The following is a 17,492-nucleotide window of genomic DNA, read 5'->3' as shown; positions in this document are numbered from 1 at the left end:
CTGGCTTTCGCGGTTCGGCAAGGGATGCGATCACGGGCAACCGATGCATTGCGCCCGCTCAACGCATCGGAGTCAGCCCAAATGGCCGAAAGTACCCAGCACAAGCTCGACCGGATTCGTCCGCCGCGCGTCCAGATCACCTACGACGTGGAGACCGGCGGCGCCATCGAGAAAAAGGAACTGCCCCTGGTGGTCGGCATCCTCGCCGACCTGTCGGGCAAGCCCGTCAATCCACCGGCGAAACTCAGCGAACGACGCTTCGTCGAGATCGACCGCGACAACTTCAACGAAGTCCTCACGTCCATCGCCCCGCGCTCGGTGCTGCAGGTCAGGAACACCCTGGCCAATGACGACAGCAAGCTCAATATCGAACTGAAGTTCGGCCATATCGACGACTTCGACCCGGTCAAGGTGGTGGAACAGGTCACCCCGCTGCGCCGCCTGTTCGAGGCCCGCCAGCGCCTGCGCGACCTGCTGACCAAGCTCGACGGCAACGACGACCTGGACAAGCTGCTGCGCGACGTGATCGCCAACACCGAAGGCCTGCAGGAGATCAAGTCGTCCGCCCGCGTGCAGGACACCCCGGCCGCCAACGAAGACGGCGTCGCCCCTGCCGAAGAGCCACAAGCCTGATCGCCCACCCACTCACGGAGGATTTGTCATGCCCAGTTCAGCCAGTGCCGAAAATACCAGCAGCGAAGGCAGTACCCAGACGTTATCCCTGTTGGACCAGATCATTGCCGACGGGCGCATGGCCCACGACGACAGCCAGCAGGAATATGCCCGCGACATGCTCGCGGAGTTCGCCACCCAGGTCCTCGATGAAGGCATGGCGATCGACAAAGACACCGTGGCGATGATCAACGACCGCATCAGCCAGATCGACAAGCTGATCAGCGCCCAGCTCAACGAAATCTATCACCACCCGGACATGCAGAAGCTTGAAGCCTCCTGGCGCGGCCTGCACATGCTGGTGCAGAACACCGAGACCAGCTCGCGGCTGAAACTGCGGTTGCTCAATGTCAGCCAGAAAGAGCTGCAGAACGACCTGGAAAAAGCCGTCGAATTCGACCAGAGCTCGCTGTTCAAGAAGATCTACGAAGACGAATACGGCACCCTCGGCGGCCATCCCTACAGCCTGCTGGTGGGCGACTACACCTTCGGTCGCCACCCCCAGGACATCGGCCTGCTGGAGAAACTGTCGAATGTCGCGGCCGCGGCCCACGCCCCGTTCATCGCCGCCGCCAGCCCGAAACTGTTCGACATGACCAGCTTCACCGAACTGGCCGTGCCCCGCGACCTGTCGAAGATCTTCGAGAGCCAGGAACTGATCAAGTGGCGTTCCTTCCGTGAAAGCGAAGACTCGCGTTATGTTTCCCTGGTCCTGCCGCATACCCTGCTGCGCCTGCCCTACGGCCCCGACACGAAGCCGGTGGAAGGCATCAACTACGTCGAAGACGTGAACGGCTCGGACCACAGCAAATACCTCTGGGGCAATGCCGCCTGGGCCCTGTCCCAGCGCATCACCGAGGCCTTTGCCAAATACGGCTGGTGCGCGGCGATCCGGGGTGCCGAAGGCGGTGGCGCGGTGGAAGGCCTGCCGGCCCATACCTTCCGCACCAGCTCCGGCGACCTGTCGCTCAAGTGCCCGACCGAAGTGGCGATCACCGACCGCCGCGAGAAGGAGCTCAACGACCTCGGCTTCATCGCCCTGTGCCACAAGAAGAACAGCGACGTCGCGGTCTTCTTCGGCGGCCAGACCACCAACAAGTCCAAGCTCTACAACACCAACGAGGCCAACGCCAACGCGCGGATCTCGGCGATGCTGCCCTATGTGCTGGCGGCGTCGCGCTTCGCTCACTATCTGAAAGTGATCATGCGCGACAAGGTCGGCAGCTTCATGACCCGCGACAACGTGCAGACCTACCTCAACAACTGGATCGCCGACTACGTGCTGATCAACGACAACGCGCCCCAGGAAATCAAGGCGCAATACCCGTTGCGCGAAGCCCGCGTCGATGTCACGGAAATCGCCGGCAAGCCCGGTGCCTACCGCGCCACGGTGTTCCTGCGGCCGCACTTCCAGCTGGAAGAGCTGACCGCTTCGATCCGCCTGGTCGCCAGCCTGCCACCACCGGTCGCAGCCTGAGCCTGTGCCCGCCGACCACCTGGTCGGCGGGTTTCCCCCTTCTTTGCAGTGACCACCCTTTCAGGAGTTTCAGGCGATGGATGCAATCATTCTCGACCTCGGCGGCGACATCAAAGGCGACAGCCTGCTCGAGGGCTACAAGGACAAGATCGAGATCATGTCCTACAGCCACAACGTGGCGATGCAAGTGACCAACGACGTCAGCAACTCGGAACGGACGTCGGGCAAGCCGCATATCGGCGAATTCACCCTGACCAAGTTCGTCGACACCTCGACCCCGTCGCTCAATGAATACTGCTGCGCCGGCAAACCGATCCCGGAGGCGAAGATCACCATCGGCCGTAACGCCGCCGAAGGCAGCGGGCAGTTGCTGCCGTTCATCATCTACACCCTGACCAACGTGGTGCTGTCCAACGTCAGCGTCAGCGGCGGTGCCGGCGGCAAGCCGGTGGAAACCATCTCGCTGAACTTCACCAAGATCAAATGGGAACTCACCGCGCAGAAAGACGACGGTACCAAGGAAGGCACGGCCGCTTCGACCTGGGACATGGCTGCCAACAAGCTGGTCAAGTAAGGGAACCGGGCGGCCATGTCAGCGACCGGTATTCTTCCCCCGCTGTTCGAGCGCCTCGCCGGTGGCGAGGATCAAGCGCAGGCGCTGGAAGCCTTCGATCACCAGGCACTGGCCGACTCGGTGCGCGGCGAACTGCTGCGCCTGTTCAACACGCGCCGGGCGCGCGAGGCCCTGACCTCGCCGCCCAGCATTCTCGATTATGGCGTCGCCGACTGGACAGCACTGCAAGGCCAGCGCAGCGACGACCGACGCAAGCTGGCCCGGGAAATCCGCCAGGCCGTGGAACACTTCGAACCCCGCCTGGCCCTCGACGAGGTCGATGTGCAACCGGTGGAAGGCCAGCCCCAGCAATTGAGCATCGTCCTGCATGGCGCCCTGCGCAGCGGTCATCGACATTGGCCGGTGGCCTTTGTCATCGAGAAGACCCACCAGGGTCTCGAGGTCAGCCATGAGCGACTCGATTGATGCCGAACTGCTCGACTATTACCAACGGGAACTGACCTGGCTGCGGCATGCCGGCGGCATTTTCGCCCAGCAATACCCCAAGGTCGCCCGCCGCCTGGAACTGTCGCCGGGCGAATGCCCCGACCCCCATGTCGAACGCCTGCTGGAAGGTTTCGCCCTGCTGGCCGCACGCCTGCAACGCCGGCTGGACGATGACTACGCGGAGTTCAGCGACGCCCTGCTGGAACAGCTCTATCCCCTGGCCGTGCGCCCCCTGCCCTCCTGCGCCATCGTCCAGTTCCAGCCGGACCCGAGCAAAGGCAACCTGGCCGCCGGTTATCGCATGCCCCGGGACACACCGCTGTTCGTCACCACCCGCAAGGGCGAAAGCATCCATTTCCGCACCAGCGCCGAGGTCAACCTGTGGCCGCTGGAGATCACCGAGGCGCTGTTGCTCGACAGTGATGAGGCCCAGGCACTGACCGGGGCCAACCAGGCCCGCTCGGCCCTGCGCCTGAGCTTTCGTTGCCAGGGCAAGACCCTCTGGTCGGAGCTGGAAGCCCAACAGTTGCGCCTGCACCTGGCCGCCTCGCCGGTGGTCAACGCCAGGCTCTATGACCTGCTCGGCGCCCATACCACCCAGGTGCTCGCCGGTCCGCCCGGCAGCCCGCCGCGGCCCCTCGGCGGCCTGCCACGGATTGTCGGTTTCGCCGGCGACGAGGCCTTGTTGCCGGAAGAAGACGGCGTCCATCCGGGCCTGCGCCTGCTGGCCGAGTACTTCGCCTTTCCGGACAAGTTCAGCTTCTTCGACGTGCCCTTCGGTGGTGGCCGGGACGACAGTGAAAGCCTCTACCTGTACTTCGTGTTCGATCACACCCCCGGCAGTCGCCTGCACCTGCAGGCCAGCGATATCGTGCTGGGCTGCAGCCCGGCACTCAACCTGTTCCCGCGTACGTCGGAACCGTTGCGCCCGGACGGCACCCGCAGCGAGTACCGGCTGATCGCCGACAGCCATCGGGAAAACAGCGTCGAGATCCACAGCATTCGCGGCCTGCGCGCCATGACCCCGCAGGGCGTGCAGAAGGTCCCGGCCTATTACGGCAGCCAGCATGCGCTGGGCGAAAGCCATCTGTACTGGCATGCCCGCCGCATCACCGGGCTGACGCCCAATCGGTTGGGCAGCGACCTGATGCTGAGCCTGGTGGACACCCGCTTCAAACCCCGCGAGGACGCGCCGCAATACAGCGTCACCGCCGAATTGCTGTGCACCAACCGGCACCTGGCACAAAGCCTCGGTGCCGGGACGCCACTGGGTTTCGAGCGCCCGGGACCGGTGGCCTGGGCACGCCTGCGCAATCCGCCCAGCCCGCAGAGTCTGCCGCACCTGGGCGGTGAATCGCGCTGGAAGCTGGTGTCGCAACTGACCCTCAATCACCTGTCACTGGTGGAAGGCCCGCAGGCCCTCGATGCCCTCAAGGAAATCCTCGAATTGCACAACCTGCGCGACGAGGCCAGTGCCCGCCGGCAGATCGAAGGCCTGCTGGGCCTGGCCTGCGAACGGGTGGTCGCCCATGTCGGCGAGGATGCCTGGCGTGGCTGGCGCAATGGCCTGGAAGTGCGGGTACAACTGGATCCGCAACTTTTCGTCGGCCATAGCGCGGTGCTGTTTTCCGCGGTCCTGGCGCAGTTCTTCTCACTCTATGCCACCGCCAACCGCTTTGTGCGCACGGTGCTGGTCCAGTCCGACAAGGAGGTCAAGACATGGCAACCCCAACCCGGCCAGCCACTGTCCCTCTGAGTCAGCAACTGCGTGACGACCCGCAGGCCTTCGAGCTGCTGCAGGCTCTGTTGTTGCTCGAATGCGAACGTCCGCAGGCCGTGCCGCTGGGCACCGGCACCGCTCCCGATGCCGAAGCCGTGCGTCTACGTGGCCCGCTGACGCCGTTGTTTCCCAGCAGTGAAGTGGAAAGTCTGAAGGAAACCGAGGGTCGGCAGCCGGTGCTGACCACGCCGGTATTCGGTCTCGGCGGCCCTGATGGGCCACTGCCCTATGCCGACCAGGAATGGCTGCAACAACGGGCCCGGCAGAAGGACCACGCCCCCGCCGAATTCCTCGATCTGTTCCAGCATCGACTGATCAGCCTGCTGTATCGGGTGATGCGCAAGCATCGGGTCGCCGTGGGCTTTGCCTTGCCCGCCGCGACACCGGTACACCGCCAGTTGCGCGCCCTCAGTGGCCTGCTGCCCAAGGCCCTGCATGACCGCGGTGCCCTGCCCGACGCGGCGGTACTGGCGCGCAGTGCGCTGTTTGCCGGTGGGCGACGCTCATTGGCGGGGTTCGCGGCGGTGGTACGCCAGCATTTCAACGTCGCGGTGGCAGCCGAGGCCTATATCGGCGCCTGGCGGGAAATCCCCCCGGCCAGCCGCAGTCGCATGCAGCCCGGCGGCCGCAACCTGACCCTGGGCCGCGATGCCGTCGCCGGCACGCGGGTCTGGGATGAACATGCCGGAATCCGCCTGACCCTCGGCCCGCTGCCCAATCACCAGGCCGTGCGCTTTCTCCCCGACGGCGAAGCGCATCCGGCCCTGGCCGCCCTCGCCGGCCTGTACTTCGGCCCCGACCTGGATTGCAGCCTGACCCTGCTGATCCGCGGCGCCGGACCGATGACCCTCGACAGCGTCGCACCGCCGCAACTGAGCTGGAATGGCGGCCTGCAAGCGCAACCCACTGAGCATGTGCAACGGATCGAAACCCGCTTGCGCCAACTGGAGATCGCTTGAGCATGGAACTGGGCAGCCTGATCGGACGCCTCAACGCCGACAACCGTCGCGCCCTGGAAAAGGCCGCCCAGCGCTGCCTGCAACGGGGTCATCACTATGTGGAAATCGAGCACCTGCTGCTGGAACTGCTGGAGATCGAAGGCGGCGACTTTGCCTGGCTGCTGCCGCGCTTCGGCCTGGAGCGCGATGCCTTGTCGGCGGAGATCAACAAGGCCCTGGAACTGTTCAAGTCCGGCAGCACCCGGACCCCGGCGCTGTCGGCACAGACCATCGGCCTGCTCGAAGACGCGGTAGTCCAGGCCAGCGTGCTCGGCCTCGACAGCATTCGCTCGGGGCTGTTGCTGCTGGCCCTGCTCGACCGCGACGAGCGGCGCAGCCTGCTGCTCAACAGCGCCTCGTCATTGCTGAAAATCCCCCGGGATGCCCTGCGCAGCAACCTGCTGGAATGGACCGAGAACTCCCGCGAACATACCGGGCCGAAACGTTCGGCTGCCGCGGCCACGGAAAAGCCCGCCCACCGCAACTCGGCGCAGGACTCGGTGCTGGACCAGTACACCCAGGACCTGACCGCCGATGCCCACGCCGGGCGAATCGACCCCATCGTCGGCCGCGACGGCGAGATCCGCCAGTGCATCGATATCCTCCTGCGCCGCCGGCAGAACAACCCGATCCTGGTGGGCGCCCCGGGGGTCGGCAAGACCGCGGTGGTCGAGGGCCTGGCCCTGCGCATTGCCGCCGGCGATGTCCCCCCCTCGTTGCAGGAAGTCAGCCTGCGGGTCCTGGACCTGGGCCTGTTGCAGGCCGGGGCCGGGGTCAAGGGCGAGTTCGAGCAACGCCTCAAGGGGGTGATCGATGCGGTGCGCAGTGCCGACAAGCCGATCATCCTGTTTATCGATGAAGCCCATACCCTGATCGGCGCGGGCGGCGCCGAAGGCGGCAGCGACGCGGCCAACCTGCTCAAGCCGGCGCTGGCCCGGGGCGAGTTGCGCACCCTGGCCGCCACCACCTGGATGGAATACAAGAAATACTTCGAGAAAGACCCCGCCCTGGCCCGGCGTTTCCAGCTGGTGCAAGTGGAAGAACCGGACGAAACCACCGCCGTGGAGATGCTGCGCGGGGTGGCGGCCAAGCTGGAACAGCACCACGGTGTGCAAGTGCTGGATGCCGCGATTCACGACGCGGTGAAGTTGTCCCATCGCTACATCTCCGGGCGCCAGTTGCCGGACAAGGCCATCAGCATTCTCGACACGGCCTGCGCCCGGGTCGCCCTCGGTCAACATGACGTGCCGCCTCCGCTGGAAAGCCTGCGCCATCGCCAGCAGAGCCTGAAGGAGGAAGTCGACCGTCTGCGCCGCGAACAGGCGACGGGACTGGACCACCGCGAACGTATCACCGTGCTGGAAAGCGAGTCCACGGGCAATCTGCAAGCCATCCGCGAGCTGGAAACCCGTTGGGGTGAAGAGCGCGAGGCAGTACGCGAGCTGTTGGAAAAACGCCGTGAATTGCTGGCCCTGAGCGACAGCCTGGACAACGGTAAATCCGACCAGGAAACCGATGGCCGCATCGATACCCTGGCTGCCGAACTGGTGCGCCTGGAAGCCGGGCTCGATGCCATCCGCCAGGACGATCCGCTGGTGCCGGAACAGGTCGACTCGAAAACCGTGGCGGCGGTGATTGCCGGCTGGACCGGAATTCCCGTGGGCAAGATGCTCGCCGACGAAGCCCACGCCGTACGCACCCTCGGCCAGCGCATGGGCCAGCGGGTGATGGGCCAGACCACCGCGCTGGGAACCATCGCCCAGCGCCTGCAGGCTTATCGCGCCGGGCTGACCGACCCACAGAAGCCGGTAGGGGTATTCCTGCTGCTCGGCCCCACCGGCGTGGGCAAGACCGAAACCGCCTACGCCCTGGCGGATGCCCTGTATGGCGGCGAACGCAACCTGATCAGCATCAACCTCTCCGAATACCAGGAAGCCCACACCGTCAGCCAGTTGAAAGGCGCCCCGCCCGGTTATGTCGGCTATGGGAGCGGGGGCGTACTGACCGAAGCCGTGCGGCGCAAACCCTATTCGGTGGTGCTGCTGGACGAAATCGAAAAAGCCCATCCGGATGTACTGGAAGCCTTCTACAACGTCTTCGACAAGGGCGTGATGGAAGACGGTACCGGGCTGGTGGTGGACTTCAAGAACACCGTGATGCTGGCCACCAGCAATGTCGGCGCGGAGTTGATCCTGGATACCCCCATTGCGCAACTGGGCACCGATGCCTTCAACGAGCATCTGCGCCAGGTATTGCTGCAAGCCTTCCGCCCGGCGTTCCTGGCGCGCATGACGATCGTGCCTTATCGGCCACTGGACGAGACGACCCTTGAAGGCATTGTGCTGGCGAAACTGGAGAAACTGCGCGAGCGCTACAAGGCCGCGACCGGCAAGCAGTTCGAGTTTGATGCCGGGATTGTGAAAGCCGTACTCGCCAAGTGCAGCGCCGCGGGTGCCAGGGATGTCGAGAATGTGTTGATGACCCAGGTGACGGGGAAACTGGCGGAGTGGGTGTTGGAGTAAAGCAAGGAGGGGGATTTCCAAGACTGGAAACCTTTACTCGGGCATATTGAGAGTTTGCAAAAAAATGAACATAAACACCCACGTAGGCAACTTGCTTAGTGACGAGCCCAACACATACACACCTTCATGGCTGGAAATACCGATCACCCTGACCGCAGAGCTCATGAAAATCATAAGCGCCTCAGAAAATGAAGTTAAAGAAAAGGGCACCAACCTGCTTTGGCAGAACGACCAAATAACGCTTGAACACACATCTCCAACTCAAGTCACTGTGTACACCGGACAGCACGACAGCGTTAAACTAAATAGCGAGAAACTATATACAACAGACCACTACATTGGAAATTTTCACAATCACCCCTATCGAGAAAAATATGCATCACTGGCGGCTGTAGGCCCATCCAGCGGTGATTGGGATCAGTGGGTAAAATTTTTCCCAAATAACAAAAACTGCAGTGTTCGCCTGGTCTCAAGTAACACCGAACTGTTCGTGATAATTTTCAGAAAACCCTGCCCCACTCTGGTCACAGGAAAAAAGATATCGGACGAAACCACCCGCCAGACAAACATCCTGTGGGACACAGATCAATACAAAAAAGAATACATGACACATTTCATGGAGGAGAAGTTCTCCGAGGCAGGGAAGACATTACACGAGCACTTCCCCAACGCCGCCATCTTTCACGCAGAAGACGTGGAAAGCATGAATATCGAGCAGGCTTTGCTGAATAACTGCGAATACTATAGAGGAAAACTCAAGGAAAACTCCCCCACCTATGTCTACCTGAAGTCCCAGCGAATCCTTGGAAACTGGTTTACCGCACGTATCTGGACCAAGGCAAGCGAACCTTGGCCTTGGGAAAATATCCGTCTGTTCAAAACAAAAAACGGATAAAAAAAACAGCCGACCGTCGTAGCCCCATTAATGGGTTGGAGAAACATCATGCCATCCATCGAGAATTACGTTGCCAGCCCCTCTCTGTATCCAGGAATCTGCATAGGTGTTACCGGGCCTGAGGCGGCGCTGCTCCCAGTTTATGCACAAAAGGTCAATGCTGCATTGACGCACTTGCACACGAACACTGTCATCGGACAAAGGCTGATTGATAAGTTCACAATTCAGGCGACGCCACAGACCGGGGTTCCGATACTGAACACCCATACGGTCATTGTTATATTGCCTGAAGAAGAAAACGATGCCGTTGGACGGCCCGCGCTAATGAGCAATCATGCAGAGGCAGGAGTTGAAGGGCATGGACCAGGCAACATACCTTGCTGGGCTTGGTGCATCTGGGATCCAGATGATACGAACCTGGCATTGCAAATTGCTATTCACTCGACCCCTTCAGAGCCTCTGTACGCTCCCGATTATGCCGCCGAGTTAGAAACATACCGGCTCTCGCGTCCAAGCTACGTGGAATTGTTTCACGAACTCCGACACAGCCTGCGTATCATCAAAGGAAGTATAAACACGGGAGGTTTCATTCTGCCGACAGAGGAAATTTTCACTATTGGTCTCGAAGGGGTTCCTGAAGGGAAACGCCCACGGACCAGCCCACAAGATGCACATCTCAACGAAAACAACCTTCGACGAGAACTCGGGCTACAACAACGGGCCGGTCACAGCCCCGGGTTATTGCCCCCCAATTCTCTACCCTACTCTTAAAGATGATGATGGTCCGGAACACCGTTTAGTCATTCAATTGAGATCACTCGATGTCACGCACCACCGATGCCAACACCAGCTTATCCTTGACCGCCTCATCACTCGCGGCGCTGTATCCTGAATCCGTCTCCGGTGACGAGTCCTTGAACCACCTTGGCCAGTACATTCTCAACGGCCTCAACGACGGCACCACTCTCACCCTGTCCACCGCCATCGCCACCCATGTCACCGCCACCTTGCACAACGACGCCCTGCTTCGTCCGCTGGACGCCCTGGTCGCCGAAATCCGCCAGTTACCCGCCGATGCCACGGCCGAGCGCTATCAGTTGGTGCTGAGGCCATGGCTCTGGTGGCTGACCCTGGCCAGCAACAACCGCGTGTTCCAGAACCTCAGTACCTCGGATATCGTCACCACGATCTTCAAGGCCCATGCCTTCACCGATTTCAAACTCTCGCTCACCGGCAGCTACACCCCGCGCGAATACTGCATCCAGTACGGCGAGACGGATTTCGCCTTTGTCTCGCGGCTGCTGGAGGAAGAAGGCATCTTCTGGTTCTTCACCCATGAGGACGGCAAGCACACCCTGGTGCTGGCGGACAGCAATGACGCGTTCCCGCCGATCCCCAACGGACCGAAAGTGCCGTACCTGGGCCAGGAAATCGGCGTGCGCGAACTGCACGGCATCCGCTCGGGCCAACAGTGCCTGCAGGCCGTCGCCGGGACCTACAAGACCACCGACTACGAATTCACCACCCCCACTACTTCGCTCTACGGCCAGGCCGAAGCGGTTGCCGGACCGCGCTCGATCTACGAGCATCCCGGCGGCTACACCGCCAAGGCCCGCGGCGATACATTGACCAAACAGCGGGTGGATGCCCTGCGCAGCCAGGAAAAACGCTTTGTCGGCGAAAGCGATTGCCGCTGGCTGGTGCCGGGGCACTGGTTCACCCTCACCGGTCATGATGACGCCAGCCTGAATATCGACTGGGTCGTGACGTCGGTGACCCACGAAGTCGATCACGAAAACTACCGCAATCGCTTCGAGGCGATTCCCAAGGCGACCGCCTTTCGCCCGACACGCAGTACGCCCAAACCACGCATGCACACGCAGACCGCCCTGGTGGTGGGCAAGTCCGGCGAAGAAATCTGGACCGATGAATATGGCCGGATCAAGCTGCAGTTTCCCTGGGACCGCGACGGCAAGAACGATGAAACCAGCTCCTGCTGGGTCCGCGTGGTCCTGCCCTGGAGCGGCAAGGGCTTCGGCATGCAGTTCGTGCCGCGGATCGGCCAGGAGGTGATTGTCACCTTCATCGACGGCGACCCGGACCGGCCGCTGGTCACCGGCTGCGTCTACAACGGCGACAACGCCCTGCCCTATGCGCTGCCGGCGAACCAGACCCAGTCCGGGATCAAGACCAACTCGTCCAAGGGCGGCGGCGGGTTCAACGAGCTGCGCTTCGAGGACAAGAAGGATGCCGAGGAAGTGTTTCTCCAGGCCCAGAAGGACTTCAAGATCAATGTGCTCAACGACACCTCCGCCACCGTCGGCCACGATGAAACCCTCACGGTGCAGAACGCCCGCACCCGCACGGTGAAAGAAGGCGACGAAACCGTGACCCTGGAAAAGGGCAAGCGCAGCGTCACCATCCAGACCGGCAGCGATACCCTCGATGTGAAGGACAGCCGTACGGTGAAGGTCGGTGCCGACCAGACCCACAGCACCGGCGGCAATTACGAGCACAAGGTCACCGGCAACTACAACCTCACCGTCGACGGCAACCTGACGATCAAGGTGACCGGCACCCTGACCCTGCAAAGCGGCGGCAGTTTCGCCATCAAGAGCGATGCCGACCTGGCGGCCCAGGCCGCGACTTCCATCAGCCAGAAGGCCGGAACCTCGCTGAGCAACCAGGCCGGCACCTCGCTGGAGAACAAGGCCGGCACCACCATGACCAACGATGCGGGCGTCAGCCTGATGAACAAGGGCGGTGCCGAGCAGACCGTCGACGGCGGCGGCATGCTGACCATCAAGGGTGGCCTGGTGAAGGTCAATTGAGGAACGCACATGAGTGAGTCGACCAAGCTCGACCTGATACGCGGCGACAGCCATCTCACCGGCCGCCTGCTGGACGACCAGCTGGAAGGACCGCTGAAGATCGAGGAAGCCGGGCGTCCCCAGGCCAGCCTGAGTTACAGCCAGGGCGAGTTGCAGGGGCTGTCGACGCTCTATCACCCCAACGGCAAGGTCTCGGCCCAGGTGCCCTACCAGGCCGGGAAAACCCACGGCATCGCCAGTTTCTTCAGCCCGGAAGGCGTCCTGCAGCGCAAGGCCGGTTATCGTCACGGCCTGCTGCATGGCGAGGCGACCAACTACTTCGCCGATGGCAGCGTCGCGGAAGTCGAGCACAATCGCGATGGCGTGCGCGACGGCCTGTACCAGCGCTTCCATCAGAACGGCCAGCTCGCCCTGAGCAGCCGTTATCGCAACGGCCAGTTGCTCGATGCCGGACAGCCCTATGCCGAGGACGGTCGTCCGCTGGACGCAGAGGGCAAGCCGATCTCGCGCTGGCGCTGGTGGTGGTTGCGCCGTGAAGGTCCGGAAGAAGCCTGAGTTTCAGGGAATCAGCATCTGCACCTGCCCCGGCACGACGATCTTGATCACCCCGCCCCATGTGCACATCACGCAACTGTTGGCATCCAGCGCCGGCATGCTGCCCAGCAGCAGGGTCGGCGGGCCACCGGGAATCCAGGGAGCGGCGGTGGCCGGGATGCACGGCATGGGGGTCAGCACGCCGAGGGCGGCGGCGGTCGCGGCGGCCACCATCGGATTGGCGATGCTCTGGCACATGGCGAAGGTGCCGATGTTCACCAGCGGAATGTAGTCCATGATATTCGCGGCGGGCATGCTGCTGGTCAGGGCCCGGTTGATCGGCAAGACGTTGAGCATGCCCGGCGCGGCGCCGAAGCTGCATTGCAGGGTGGCGCCGCTGCACACCTGGGGACTGCCCATGGCGCTCTCCTTTTCCTGTTGGCTGCGGGACACTGGCAGCGTAGACCAGATCGGCTCGTTAGCGATTACACTGTCTTTCCTTCGCGCCACGGACGCCCCATGGATATCGACCTCGCCCGCACCTTTCTCGAAATCGCCCGCTACGGCAGCCTGGTGGCCGCCGCCGAGAAACTGCATGTGACCCAGACCGCGATCACCGCCCGGGTGCAGAAACTCGAAAGCCAGCTCGATGCCACGCTCTTTGTGCGCAATCGTGCCGGCGCCAGGCTGACGGCAGATGGCGAGGCCTTCGTGGTCTATGCCAACCAGCTGGTGCAGACCTGGGAAGCCGCCCGCCGCGACCTGCCGCTGCCGGACGGGTTCAACAACGTGCTGCATATCGGCGGCGAGGTCAGCCTGTGCAATCCGTTGATCCTCAGCTGGGCCAAGGCCTTGCGCGAGCAGATCCCGACCCATGCCCTGCGCACCGAAATCCGCGACGGCGAGCAGTTGCTGCGCCAGCTCGAACTGGGTGTGCTGGATGCCGCCCTGGTCTATCAGCCGGCGTACTGGCCGGGGTTGCAGGTGGAGCAGTTGCTGGAGGAAAAGCTGATCCTGGTGCGCCTGGCGGAAAAGCCCGAGCCCTATGTGTACATCGACTGGGGCGAAGACTTCCGCCGCCAGCACGACGCCGCCCTGCCAGACAAGGCGCGGGCCGCCGCCAGCTTCAACCTGGGGCCGGTGGCCCTGCAATTCATCCTCGGCAACGGCGGCGCCGGGTATTTCCGTACCCGGGTGGTGCAGAGCTATCTGGACAGCGGCGTCCTGGAGCGGGTGCCCAAGGCGCCGGAGTTCAGTTACCCGACCTATCTGGTGTATGCCCGCGAGCGGGACTCGGCCACCCTGCAGAGGGCCTTCGAGCTGCTGCGCGAGATCGTCAAGGCCGACAGCGACTGGTCCCAGCGCTGGGACCCGATGATCTGAGTCTCAGACCGGGCTGGTTTGCGCCCGCCGTTCATGCTCGGCGAGCACACTCTGGATGATGTCCATCACTTCCACGTTCGAGCGCTCCATCACCGCCAGTTGCACCAGGGTCTCGTCGAGCCGGCCCTGGCGGTGGGCGGCCAGGGCCTCGGCACCGGCCGAATGCACCAGACCATGGGGACGCTCGATGCGGTTGAAGGCCTTGTAGCTTTTCAGCTGCTGGTTGCCTTCGCCGTAGTACCAGCGACCGAACGGGCAGTCATGGTCGCTGATCAACGGCGCCTCCACAGCCTCCCCGAGTATGCCTTCGTAGACCGAGACCTTCAGCGACAGCTCGGCCAGGTTGGCCTGCTCGATACCCGCCCGGAAGCATGACTGGCTCATCTCCTGCTGCATGCGCTGGGCCAGGGTATAGACCTCGAACATCGCCCCGCCGGCCTCGTTGGTCAGGCCATGAAACACGCTGGCGGTGCTGGCCTGTTGCTGGATGCTGCTCTGGGCGACACCGATCATCGCCTTGATATCGGCGGTTTCGCGAATGATGTCCTGGGTGGCGCTGGCGGTCTTTTCCGCCAGGTCGCGGATCTCGCTGGCGACCACCGCGAAACCACGACCCGACTCACCGGCCCGTGCCGCCTCGATAGCCGCATTGAGCGCCAGCAGGTTGGTCATGTTGGCAATGGCGCTGATCAGACCGACGATCCGGTCGATCTCGCTGGCGCGGATCACCAGTCGCGAGATCTGCTCGTCGAGGTCCGCCAGTCCGTCCTGCATGACATGGGTCTGCTCTTGCAGGACACCGAACTTCTGCTTGTTCTGGATCGCCGCCACGGCCACGCTCTTGGCCCTGTGGTTGTTATCCACCAGGCGCAGGTTGAGGTAATCGAAGGACTCGCCGACATGGGAAATGGAGCGGCCGAATTGCAGCAGGTTACCCGCCAATCCCTGGTAGAACGCCAGTTCGGCCGTCGGCGCGGCCTGCTGTTCCCGACAATCGCGACCGGACTCCAGCTCGGCGATGCGTTGCCGGGCCTGGTCCAGTTCGCCATTGAGGCGGGCATTGTCCTGCAGCAGGGCGCGATGGTGGCTGGCACGTACAAATATCATGGGGAGGTCCGTAGCTGAGGCTGATGCCATCTTGCCACTCATGATCCGTGCCAGTTGCCGGGGCCTTTAAAATCAAGGCCTGTGAGAGGCCTGGAGTCGTTATGACTCGATGAAAAATGCGGTCATATCGACCATGGGAGTCAGTATGACTACCATGGGCTTGTGGCGTTCTGGAGGTCCTCTTCGCGGGCGAGCCCGCTCCCACAGTGTTCGAGTCGAGGCGAGGGTTTGTGCACGACCCGAAACTTGTGGGAGCGGGCTTGCCCGCGAAGGGGCCGGCAGCCTTTACCCCCCATCGGAAACAATCACGTCAACAAAAGTCGCTTCCCATCAAGCCCTGATCCCCAGCCGCCCTAGACTCTGCAGCATCCGCCGATTGCCCAGGAGCCCGCCATGCCTTCGCCCCTCGATCACCCGTCGCTGCGCAGCCAACTGGCCTGCGCCTTTCGCTGGGCCGCACGCCTGGGCCTGCACGAATCCATCGCCAATCACTTCAGCGTGGCCGTCTCCGACGATGGCCGGGACTTCCTGATCAATCCCTATGGCCGGCATTTTTCACGAATCCGTGCCAGTGACCTGCTGCTGGTCAAGGCCGATGACCCCAGCACCCTCGACCGCCCGGATGCCCCGGATATCACCGCTTCGGCCCTGCACGGCGCGCTGCATCGCAACCAGCCCCAGGCCCGCTGCATCCTGCATGTCCACTCGAAATACGCAACGACCCTGGCCTGCCTGGCGGACTCGCGCCTGCCGCCCATCGAGCAGAATTCCATGCGTTTTTTCGAGCGGGTGGTCATCGATGAAGGTTTCGATGGCATGGGGTTGGGCGACGAGGCCGAACGGGTCAGCCGCCTGCTGGGGGACAAGCCGATCCTGCTGATGGGCAATCATGGCTTGCTGGTCGCCGCGCCCAGCGTGGCCCAGGCGTTCGACGACCTGTACTACTTCGAGCGGGCCTGCGACGTGTATGTCACGGCGCTGTCGACAGGACGCCCGCTGCGTATCGCCAGCGATGAGGTGGCACGCAAGACGGCACGACAATGGCTCGACTACCCGGGATTTGCCGAGAAGCATTTCGCGGCCCTGCGGGGGATCCTGGAGGAGGAGGAACCGGAGTTTGCACGGTAGGAACCGGCTTGCCGGCTCCCACACAGGTATTACCGGCAACCTGTCATTCTTCGATCAGCGAAGAACGCAGTTCACGGCTCAGCGGCTGGCGCATCACGGGGGCACTGAACACCTGGCTGCGATCCTCGCTGGGCGGGCAACCGAAACGTGCCCGGTAAGTGCGGGAAAAATGCTCCAGCGAACCGAACCCGGAACAGGCCGCGACCTGGGCCACGCTCATCTGTGTCTGCTGCAACAGGCTGTGGGCCCGCGCCAGGCGCAGGGTCATGTAGTACTTGAGCGGCGACAGGCCGGTGTGCTGCTTGAACTGACGTTCCAGCTGGCGCTGTGACAACCCCACCTGGCGAGCGATGGCTTCGCAATCCAGCGGCTCTTCCAGGGCCTGCTCCATCAGCATCACCGCCCGCCGCATCTTCGCCCCCTGCAGCCGCGGGCTGGCCGGGCCATCGTCGAGCTGGTTGTCCATGGGCTGGCGTACCCGCCCCATCAGCAGGTGCATGGCGATCTCCCGCGCCAGGTCGCTGTCGACGCTCTGTCCCAGCCAGGCGATCATCATGTCCAGGGTCGAGGTGGCACCGGCACAGGTCAGGCGCTGGCGTTCCAGGGTGTAGAGCTGGGGCCGGGCCTTGACCCGGGGATAGCTTTCCTGGAAACCCTGCAGGTTGTCCCAGTGCACCGCCGCTTCGTGGCCGTCGAGCACCCCGGCCGCGGCCAGCAGCTCGGTTCCGGTTTCCACGCCCATCAGCACCGCGCCGAACAGTGCCTGCTTGCGCAGCCAGCTTTTCAGCGACTGGTTGCGGCTGTGCTTGTGCACATCGAAACTGGCGATCACCAGGCAGGCATCGAAGCCCTGCCCGGCCTCGGGACAACCACCGACCGCCGTGCTCAGGCCGTTACTGGCCGGAACGGGCTGACCATCGAGGGACAGCAGCGTCCATTGGAACAGCGTGCGCTGGCTCAACCAGTTGGCAATCGCCAAAGGCTCGATAACCGCCGCCAGCCCCAACTGGGAAAAGGCCGGCAGCAGCAGCACGGCGATATGCAGCGGCGGTGTATCGCGTGACTCGTGGCTCATCAGTGAACTCCCTCCACCCAACCCGCAGGC

At 63.1% G+C, this 17,492-nt stretch carries 16 protein-coding genes and 1 pseudogene; 13 read left to right on the top strand and 4 right to left on the bottom strand.

Translation table 11 applies throughout. The features are described from left to right. The first annotated feature begins 81 nt into the window (after positions 1 to 81). The 11 genes from tssB to HX881_RS22675 all read left to right on the top strand — a co-directional run bounded on the left by tssB (position 82) and on the right by HX881_RS22675 (position 12,790). Positions 82 to 633 carry a type VI secretion system contractile sheath small subunit gene (gene tssB / locus HX881_RS22725; RefSeq protein WP_017129423.1) on the top strand — a complete coding sequence of 184 codons (552 nt, stop codon included), beginning with the start codon at positions 82 to 84 and terminating at the stop codon, positions 631 to 633. Between the two features lie 28 nt (positions 634 to 661). Beyond that, on the top strand, positions 662 to 2,149 hold the full coding sequence (gene tssC / locus HX881_RS22720; protein WP_017129424.1) for a type VI secretion system contractile sheath large subunit: 1,488 nt from the start codon (positions 662 to 664) through the stop codon (positions 2,147 to 2,149). A 76-nt stretch (positions 2,150 to 2,225) separates the two neighbouring features. Further along, positions 2,226 to 2,723, top strand: coding sequence for an Hcp family type VI secretion system effector (locus HX881_RS22715; protein ID WP_103033076.1), 498 nt, complete (start codon positions 2,226 to 2,228; stop codon positions 2,721 to 2,723). Positions 2,724 to 2,738: 15 nt separating this feature from the next. Continuing rightward, positions 2,739 to 3,188: a type VI secretion system baseplate subunit TssE gene (gene tssE, locus HX881_RS22710; RefSeq protein WP_177086712.1), complete on the top strand. Its 450-nt coding sequence runs from the start codon at positions 2,739 to 2,741 to the stop codon at positions 3,186 to 3,188. Further along, on the top strand, positions 3,172 to 4,965 hold the full coding sequence (tssF, locus tag HX881_RS22705) for a type VI secretion system baseplate subunit TssF (protein WP_177086710.1): 1,794 nt from the start codon (positions 3,172 to 3,174) through the stop codon (positions 4,963 to 4,965). The genes tssE and tssF overlap by 17 nt, the downstream gene beginning before the upstream one ends. Continuing rightward, positions 4,929 to 5,948, top strand: a complete 1,020-nt coding sequence (gene tssG / locus HX881_RS22700) for a type VI secretion system baseplate subunit TssG (protein WP_177086708.1) — start codon at positions 4,929 to 4,931, stop codon at positions 5,946 to 5,948. Before tssF ends, tssG begins: the two co-directional genes overlap by 37 nt. Before the next feature lie 2 nt (positions 5,949 to 5,950). After that, entirely contained in the window at positions 5,951 to 8,509 is a 2,559-nt protein-coding gene (gene tssH / locus HX881_RS22695; RefSeq protein ID WP_177086886.1) for a type VI secretion system ATPase TssH, read from the top strand. Between the two features lie 64 nt (positions 8,510 to 8,573). Next, positions 8,574 to 9,404, top strand: a complete 831-nt coding sequence (locus HX881_RS22690; protein WP_177086706.1) for a hypothetical protein — start codon at positions 8,574 to 8,576, stop codon at positions 9,402 to 9,404. Positions 9,405 to 9,452: 48 nt separating this feature from the next. Beyond that, entirely contained in the window at positions 9,453 to 10,175 is a 723-nt protein-coding gene (locus HX881_RS22685) for a M91 family zinc metallopeptidase (RefSeq protein WP_177086705.1), read from the top strand. Between the two features lie 50 nt (positions 10,176 to 10,225). Further along, positions 10,226 to 12,235 carry a type VI secretion system Vgr family protein gene (locus HX881_RS22680; protein WP_177086703.1) on the top strand — a complete coding sequence of 670 codons (2,010 nt, stop codon included), beginning with the start codon at positions 10,226 to 10,228 and terminating at the stop codon, positions 12,233 to 12,235. A gap of 9 nt (positions 12,236 to 12,244) precedes the next feature. Further along, on the top strand, positions 12,245 to 12,790 hold the full coding sequence (locus tag HX881_RS22675) for a toxin-antitoxin system YwqK family antitoxin (protein WP_177086701.1): 546 nt from the start codon (positions 12,245 to 12,247) through the stop codon (positions 12,788 to 12,790). A 3-nt stretch (positions 12,791 to 12,793) separates the two neighbouring features. Here HX881_RS22675 and HX881_RS22670 read toward each other — a convergent pair whose 3' ends face one another. After that, positions 12,794 to 13,189 (bottom strand): DUF4280 domain-containing protein, encoded by a 396-nt coding sequence (locus HX881_RS22670; protein WP_017129431.1) that lies wholly within the window; start codon positions 13,187 to 13,189, stop codon positions 12,794 to 12,796. A gap of 99 nt (positions 13,190 to 13,288) precedes the next feature. On the opposite strand from HX881_RS22670, the gene HX881_RS22665 reads away from it, so the two are divergent. Continuing rightward, the gene (locus tag HX881_RS22665; RefSeq protein ID WP_017129432.1) at positions 13,289 to 14,152 is read left to right on the top strand and encodes a LysR family transcriptional regulator; all 864 of its coding nucleotides are present in this window, start codon (positions 13,289 to 13,291) and stop codon (positions 14,150 to 14,152) included. Positions 14,153 to 14,155: 3 nt separating this feature from the next. On the opposite strand, the gene HX881_RS33305 is transcribed toward HX881_RS22665, so the two are convergent. Both HX881_RS33305 and HX881_RS33300 read right to left on the bottom strand, forming a co-directional pair. Continuing rightward, a complete protein-coding gene (locus HX881_RS33305) occupies positions 14,156 to 14,536 on the bottom strand; it encodes a CZB domain-containing protein (RefSeq protein ID WP_244861912.1) in 381 nt (126 codons plus the stop codon). 51 nt (positions 14,537 to 14,587) lie between these two features. Next, positions 14,588 to 14,926, bottom strand: a pseudogene (locus tag HX881_RS33300) (methyl-accepting chemotaxis protein); the annotation flags it as partial. Positions 14,927 to 15,652: 726 nt separating this feature from the next. Here HX881_RS33300 and HX881_RS22655 point away from each other — a divergent pair. Then, positions 15,653 to 16,387, top strand: a complete 735-nt coding sequence (locus HX881_RS22655; protein ID WP_177086697.1) for a class II aldolase and adducin N-terminal domain-containing protein — start codon at positions 15,653 to 15,655, stop codon at positions 16,385 to 16,387. Between the two features lie 43 nt (positions 16,388 to 16,430). Here HX881_RS22655 and HX881_RS22650 read toward each other — a convergent pair whose 3' ends face one another. Then, positions 16,431 to 17,462 (bottom strand): GlxA family transcriptional regulator, encoded by a 1,032-nt coding sequence (locus tag HX881_RS22650; protein ID WP_177086695.1) that lies wholly within the window; start codon positions 17,460 to 17,462, stop codon positions 16,431 to 16,433. Positions 17,463 to 17,492: the final 30 nt, after the last annotated feature.

It is taken from the genome of Pseudomonas gingeri (assembly GCF_013386115.1).
In the GTDB taxonomy this organism is placed as follows: Bacteria; Pseudomonadota; Gammaproteobacteria; order Pseudomonadales; family Pseudomonadaceae; genus Aquipseudomonas; species Aquipseudomonas gingeri.
The sequence above is the reverse complement of the archived record's forward strand: the minus strand, read 5'-3'. Positions and strand labels throughout refer to the sequence as shown.

Coding starts and splice junctions, on each gene's coding strand:
- HX881_RS22655 (WP_177086697.1), top strand. CDS start 15,653: ATGCCTTCGCCCCTCGATCACCCGTCGCTGCGCAGCCAACTGGCCTGC.
- HX881_RS22685 (WP_177086705.1), top strand. CDS start 9,453: ATGCCATCCATCGAGAATTACGTTGCCAGCCCCTCTCTGTATCCAGGA.
- tssC (WP_017129424.1), top strand. CDS start 662: ATGCCCAGTTCAGCCAGTGCCGAAAATACCAGCAGCGAAGGCAGTACC.
- HX881_RS33305 (WP_244861912.1), bottom strand. CDS start 14,536: ATGAGCCAGTCATGCTTCCGGGCGGGTATCGAGCAGGCCAACCTGGCC.
- tssF (WP_177086710.1), top strand. CDS start 3,172: ATGAGCGACTCGATTGATGCCGAACTGCTCGACTATTACCAACGGGAA.
- tssG (WP_177086708.1), top strand. CDS start 4,929: ATGGCAACCCCAACCCGGCCAGCCACTGTCCCTCTGAGTCAGCAACTG.
- HX881_RS22715 (WP_103033076.1), top strand. CDS start 2,226: ATGGATGCAATCATTCTCGACCTCGGCGGCGACATCAAAGGCGACAGC.
- HX881_RS22665 (WP_017129432.1), top strand. CDS start 13,289: ATGGATATCGACCTCGCCCGCACCTTTCTCGAAATCGCCCGCTACGGC.
- tssB (WP_017129423.1), top strand. CDS start 82: ATGGCCGAAAGTACCCAGCACAAGCTCGACCGGATTCGTCCGCCGCGC.
- HX881_RS22675 (WP_177086701.1), top strand. CDS start 12,245: ATGAGTGAGTCGACCAAGCTCGACCTGATACGCGGCGACAGCCATCTC.
- HX881_RS22690 (WP_177086706.1), top strand. CDS start 8,574: ATGAACATAAACACCCACGTAGGCAACTTGCTTAGTGACGAGCCCAAC.
- HX881_RS22680 (WP_177086703.1), top strand. CDS start 10,226: ATGTCACGCACCACCGATGCCAACACCAGCTTATCCTTGACCGCCTCA.
- tssE (WP_177086712.1), top strand. CDS start 2,739: ATGTCAGCGACCGGTATTCTTCCCCCGCTGTTCGAGCGCCTCGCCGGT.
- HX881_RS22670 (WP_017129431.1), bottom strand. CDS start 13,189: ATGGGCAGTCCCCAGGTGTGCAGCGGCGCCACCCTGCAATGCAGCTTC.
- HX881_RS22650 (WP_177086695.1), bottom strand. CDS start 17,462: ATGAGCCACGAGTCACGCGATACACCGCCGCTGCATATCGCCGTGCTG.
- tssH (WP_177086886.1), top strand. CDS start 5,951: ATGGAACTGGGCAGCCTGATCGGACGCCTCAACGCCGACAACCGTCGC.